General features: G+C 44.2%; 4 protein-coding genes. 1 reads left to right on the top strand and 3 read right to left on the bottom strand.

Going from position 1 to position 6,000, the window contains the following annotated elements; genetic code table 11:
- The first annotated feature begins 519 nt into the window (after positions 1–519).
- Positions 520–984, top strand: coding sequence for a MarR family winged helix-turn-helix transcriptional regulator (locus tag FTU50_RS06495; protein WP_005177561.1), 465 nt, complete (start codon positions 520–522; stop codon positions 982–984).
- 23 nt (positions 985–1,007) lie between these two features.
- Here the strand turns inward: FTU50_RS06495 and FTU50_RS06500 are convergent, their stop codons facing one another.
- The 3 genes from FTU50_RS06500 to FTU50_RS06510 all read right to left on the bottom strand — a co-directional run bounded on the left by FTU50_RS06500 (position 1,008) and on the right by FTU50_RS06510 (position 5,488).
- The gene (locus FTU50_RS06500; protein WP_075175641.1) at positions 1,008–1,676 is read right to left on the bottom strand and encodes an SOS response-associated peptidase; all 669 of its coding nucleotides are present in this window, start codon (positions 1,674–1,676) and stop codon (positions 1,008–1,010) included.
- A gap of 68 nt (positions 1,677–1,744) precedes the next feature.
- Positions 1,745–3,187, bottom strand: coding sequence for an aldehyde dehydrogenase family protein (locus FTU50_RS06505; protein WP_180054410.1), 1,443 nt, complete (start codon positions 3,185–3,187; stop codon positions 1,745–1,747).
- 135 nt (positions 3,188–3,322) lie between these two features.
- Positions 3,323–5,488 carry a malate synthase G gene (locus FTU50_RS06510; protein WP_005177554.1) on the bottom strand — a complete coding sequence of 722 codons (2,166 nt, stop codon included), beginning with the start codon at positions 5,486–5,488 and terminating at the stop codon, positions 3,323–3,325.
- Positions 5,489–6,000: the final 512 nt, after the last annotated feature.

Consider the following 6,000-nt stretch of genomic DNA (forward strand, 5'->3'; position numbering starts at 1 on the left):
GTCCCTGACTCAAATGCTTTACTCTTAACAGCATCATGATCATTTTCATGCAAAAATAACGGATAAAAATATATGACAATGCAACAAATATACGTTTATCAAAGTGCTTCGCGAGAAAGGTGTAATGCCCTATCAGTCGCTATTTCAAGCAGAAAAAAAACGGCCAATTAAGATCAAGTGAAAATGGTTGTTTTTTAGGAGACAAGACTTTGGGGTGTTTTGGGCTGAATAATTGCTGGATAAAACGCGCATCGTCATTACTCATACTTTAAAAATACGCATCTTTAAGATGAAATACTGAAGTTTACACAGAAGATTATGACCATTTATCAGGACTAAAATAGGGATGATCTCTCCCTAACTATCCCAGTCTAAGCCAGCTGATCTCCCGATAAAAACGCTTTGACTGAGCCTTTTATTGACGAATACGATTAAAACGACTTGCTAAGCATATGACATTTCAAATAAAATGTGATGGGATTTCACACAAATACAATTAAAAATGCAAGGAATAACTAAATGACCAAGAAATATTCCAAATTTCTGCCTTCTACTGAAGACTTCAATATTGAGCAGTTTCCTTATTACTGGGTAACCCAAGTCCATGCTCAATATGTGTTAAATGTCGATCATGCACTCAAGAAATATGGTCTGGATAACTCACGCCGCCGCATTCTGATTGCGCTAAAAGCCAAACCGAATGCCAGCGTTTCCGACCTGTCAGATATGGTGGTGTCAAAGATGTCGACCACCACCAAAATTGTCTATCGCCTAAAAGAAGAAGGCCTGGTGGAGACCTACTCCTGTGAAGATGATGCGCGCATCACCCGGGTTATTCTGACCGATCAGGGCCATGCCATGACCGAAAAAATTAACGATCTGACCGGTGTGGTACTGGAACAGTCCTTTGAAGGCTTAACCCCCCTACAGATTGAAAAAATGATGGACAGTTTGCGTCATATTTTTAATAACTTATCGCGTTAATCATCCAGCATTCTGCACACTGCTTATGACAAAGAATCGAAAAAGTTCAGTTGGGGACTAACTTTTTCGATTTTTATTTTTGGTACATGCGAGCATTCAAATTCTTCAACCGGAAAGCCTTCGACAAAACGCTGAATATCCGGCTGAGTTTGACCAAGCCATTCCTGTAAACGTGCATGCGGAATCACAATCACCGAACGTTTTACATTGCCCGGTTCATGAAAGTCTTTCATCATCGGATGGTCAATCGCGTCCATGGTAATCATGGTGCAGGAACGAATAATCTCATCCTGAATTTTGCAAATTTCATATAAAGCCGCAATATAAAATGCCTGCCCATCTTTACGGCGCACGCCCCAGCGCTGCGGTTTATTGTCAATATATTTGGACTCATAAAATTCCGTTACCGGAATGACCCCAAACTTGCGTTTCAGCACCGCTTCCTGAAAGCTGGGTTTTTGTAACAGGGTTTCATTACGGGCGTTATAGGTTTTATGGGCAATGCTCTTATCTTCTGCCCATTTGGGTACCAGACCAAACATCACCTTACGCCATTCCAGCCCCTGTTCAGATTTGAACAGCAACGGCAAGTGATAACCCGGATAGACCTCATCTTCATATTCAAAAGGAATATCCGGGAGATTTAAATTCTGTCGCTGTTGTGGCGTAAGCGGTTTAAAGTTGGCACACATGGAAATATGGCTGCTCAGTTTAGACAGCCCTATTATACGCCTTCAGACGGTTAAGTTGCGTCTACGCTTTAACTGGGTAGCGTTAACCAGTGGGTGCGACAAAACTCTTCTAAGACCCATTGTCCGTTAAAACGCCCCAGACCAGAATTTTTCTCACCGCCAAAAGGTGCATTCGGATAATCAGCTACGGTAATGGCATTAATATGCGTCATCCCGGCGTCAATTTTTAAGGCAAAGGCTTTGGCACGTTCAATATTGGCACTACAAACTGCACTCGATAAGCCAAAACGTGTGGCATTGGCCAGCATCAGTGCTTCGGCCTCATTTTGCGCTTTAATCACCGGCAGTACCGGCCCAAAACTTTCTTCTTGCGCCAGACTCGACGCCGGGTCAACATCAATAAAAATATGCGGTGGAATCACATGACCGCGCGTGGCACCTTGCAGTACCAGCGTCGCGCCAGCCTCTTGTCCTTGCTGGATAATATGCTGAATCTTCTGCACCTGATCACGGTTAATAATTGGGCCAATCACTGTAGTATCTTCATTCGGATCACCAAAAGGAATGCTTTTACTGCGTTCAACCAGTTTACCGACAAAACTGTCATGCACTTTTGCATCGACAATAATGCGATTGGTACTCATACAAATCTGACCCTGATGCAAAAAGCGCCCCATCACCGCCAGTTCTACCGCCAAGTCCAGATCGGCATCATCCAGCACCACCAAAGGTGCGTTTCCGCCCAGCTCCAGCGCCAGCCGTTTTAAATTGGGACTGCTCACTGCTAGCTGACCCACGCGCTTGCCCACTTCGGTAGAACCGGTAAAGGAAATCAGTTTCGGCACTTCATGTTCAACAAAATAATCACCGATTTCACTACCTGCACCTGCCAGCACACTAAGGCTGCCCATCGGAGCACCGGCTTCTTCAAACAGTTTCGCCAGTAGCAAGCCACCGGTAATTGGCGTATCACTGGCCGGTTTCAGCACCACGGTATTGCCTAGCGCCAGTGCTGCAGCCACCGAACGCATACTTAAATGAAAAGGAAAATTCCACGGGCTAATTACCGCCACCACGCCCAGGGGTTTACGTACCGCATAGCTTTGACGGGTTGGATCGGGAGATGGCAACTGTTGGCTTAACATACGCTCCGGGAAAGTCGAGCTTTCTTTTAAAATGCCTATTGCAGCATCGACTTCAATATTGGCTTTTAAGCGGGTGCTGCCCGATTCCTGAATCAGCCAGTCGATAATTTCCTCCCGACGCGCCTGAATAATCTCAATTACGCGCAGCAGCAGATTTTTTCGTGCTTCGGCTGAACTGTCTGCCCACTTTGCGGCATACTCCAAAGCCGCCGCATAGGCACTGTCAACATCGACAATACTGGCACCTTGTAATTTTAAAATGCTTTCTTGGGTATAAGGATTCAGATTGTCCAGGATTCGGGTTGAAGTGCCCTTGATCCATACACCGGCAATAAACTGTTGATCAAGAAATTGATACGCGCCCATAACATCTTCCAGATTTTGATGATTTCCCTCACTCTAAAAGGTCTGCACAGAAAGTTCTAGTGCTGTTCGGTGTGTAATTATTGCCATAAAAAAAAGCCTTCCGAAGAAGGCTTTTTAGATCAGGCAAATTCAGGATTAGTCACCTGTATAGCCTTTTAATTTTAAACGTGCTGCGTGCAATAGCGGCTCGGTATAACCTGCTGGCTGCTCGCCACCTTTAAAGATCAGGTCAGACGCTGCCTGGAATGCAACGTTGTTGGCAAAGTCTGCTGCCATTGGCGTGTACAGTGGATCGTTGGCATTTTGCTCATCCACAATTTTCGCCATACGTTGCATCACTTCTTCAACCTGTGCACGCGTGACGATACCGTGACGTAACCAGTTAGCAACGTGCTGAGAAGAAATACGTAAAGTTGCGCGGTCTTCCATAAGGCCAACATCGTTGATGTCTGGAACTTTCGAACAGCCCACACCCAGGTCAACCCAACGAACCACATAACCTAGGATACCCTGACAGTTATTTTCAAGCTCTTTCAGTTTCTCTTCGTCAGACCAGTTGGTGTCTGTTGCCAGTGGTGGCGTTAACAGGTCATCTAATGGCAGCGCTTCAGTCGCAAGCAGTTCCTGCTGACGGTTCGCGACATTAATTTGATGGTAGTGAATCGCGTGAACCACTGCACCTGTTGGTGATGGAACCCATGCACAGCTTGCGCCCGCTTCTGGATGTTCAGTCTTGGTTTTGTACATGTCTAGCAGCATGTCTGGTTTAGGCCACATGCCTTTACCAATCTGTGCTTTACCACGTAAACCGGTTTGCAGACCGACCATCACGTTACGGTTTTCGTACGCTGGGAACCATTTTTGGCCTTTGATTTCGCCTTTACGAACGAATGGACCCGCTTCCATGAAGGTATGGATTTCGTCACCAGTACGATCCATGAAGCCTGTGTTAATGAAGATGGTACGGTCTTTCGCCTGTGCAATACAGTTCTTCAGGTTCACAGAAGTACGACGTTCTTCATCCATGATACCAATTTTTAAAGTCTTCGCAGGTAAGCCTAGCGCCTGTTCAGCACGTTCAAACAACTCAACTGCAAATGCCACTTCTTCTGGACCATGCATTTTTGGCTTCACGATGTACATTGAACCTTTACGCGAGTTCTTGATCGTGTTTTCACCGCGGATGTCAGCCACGGTAAGCAGAGGTGTTACCAATGCATCCATGATGCCTTCATAAATTTCTTCACCATCGACCAGAATCGCCGGGTTGGTCATCAAGTGACCTACGTTACGAAGCAGCATCAATGAACGGCCATGAACCTTGGTTTCACCGCCTTCAACATTTTTGAAGGTACGGTCAGCATTGAGTTTACGGGTAATGGTTTTACCATTTTTCTCAATCGACTCTTCCAATGTACCTTTCATCAGGCCTAACCAGTTACGGTAGCCTTCTACTTTTTCTTCAGCATCAACCGCTGCAACAGAGTCTTCCAAGTCTTGGATTGTTGTTACTGCAGCTTCAAGAACTACGTCTTTAACACCAGCAGCATCAGTTTGGCCAATTGGGCTGTTGGCATCAATCTGGATGATGACGTGCAGGCCGTTATTTTTCAGCACAACTTCAGTTGGTGCAGCCGCTTCGCCGTTATAACCGACAAATTTAGCAGCATCTGCAACAGTCGTAGTTGAGCCATCTTTCAGGCTAACAACCAGTGCATTGCCTTCAACCGCATATTTTGTTGCATCTGCGTGTGAACCTTGCGCCAACGGGAAAGTTTCATCCAGGAAGTTTTTCGCGAATGCGATAACTTTCTCACCACGTTTCGGGTTATAGCCTTTGCCTTTTTCTGCGCCATCTTCTTCAGAGATTACGTCAAAGCCGTATAGTGCGTCGTATAGAGAACCCCAGCGTGCATTGGCTGCGTTCAGGCAGTAACGCGCATTACGTACAGGGACAACCAGCTGTGGGCCTGCCAGTAATGCAATTTCTTCATCTACATTTTCAGTCGTAATTTGAAAATCTTCTACTTCTGGTAATAAGTAGCCAATTTCAGACAAGAAAGCTTTGTAAGCTTCTAGTTCAAATGTGTTATTGCGATGCCATTCGTCAATCTTCGCTTGCAGATCATCACGTTTGGCAAGCAATGCCTTGTTCTTAGGCGTAAGGTCGACAACGACTTGCTCAAAGTTTTTCCAGTAGGTGTCACTGTCTAAACCAGAACCTGGTAATGCTTCATTTTCGATGAAATCGTAAAGTTCTTTAGCAATCGCTAACTTGCCTTTTTGAATACGTGCAGTCATTGTCTTTCCTGATATTGCTACTTTTTATACAAGAGATTCTAGTATACCGATTTATATTTGGCTGAATAGTATTATCACATTGCTAAATAGTGATCATTTTTTATTAAATAAATGTTGCTATTTAAAAATAAAATAATCATAGGATGTGACATTATCATTAAGCGAAATATATAACCTACAGTGTATAAAGTTTTTGAAATGTCGGAATTAGACTTAAGTTCAGAATTGTAAAGAAAATTCGGCACTTCAGCCCTTCCGGGTTTTATTATTAGCCAAGATTAAGCCATGAATTGAACAAAATGTCGATAAAAGCAGCAAAGATTTTTTGCTACAAAAAAAGCGCCCGGTTGGACGCTTTTAAAATATGTCGAATTCAGTATTAAGATGTGTGATTCATAGACATCATTTCAATATAATTGGTGTCTATGAACAGAGAAATTCAACAAAGACTCGTATGGGTTAAATTATTTGAAGAGACCAATGATGCTGGCCTAGTCTGTCGGAGATGTGGC

The organism is Acinetobacter sp. YH12112, from assembly GCF_013418945.1.
GTDB lineage: Bacteria > Pseudomonadota > Gammaproteobacteria > Pseudomonadales > Moraxellaceae > Acinetobacter > Acinetobacter indicus.

Bases quoted from the DNA above. Each gene is read 5' to 3' on its own strand.
- FTU50_RS06495 (WP_005177561.1), top strand. From the start codon at position 520: ATGACCAAGAAATATTCCAAATTTCTGCCTTCTACTGAAGACTTCAAT.
- FTU50_RS06500 (WP_075175641.1), bottom strand. From the start codon at position 1,676: ATGTGTGCCAACTTTAAACCGCTTACGCCACAACAGCGACAGAATTTA.
- FTU50_RS06505 (WP_180054410.1), bottom strand. From the start codon at position 3,187: ATGGGCGCGTATCAATTTCTTGATCAACAGTTTATTGCCGGTGTATGG.
- FTU50_RS06510 (WP_005177554.1), bottom strand. From the start codon at position 5,488: ATGACTGCACGTATTCAAAAAGGCAAGTTAGCGATTGCTAAAGAACTT.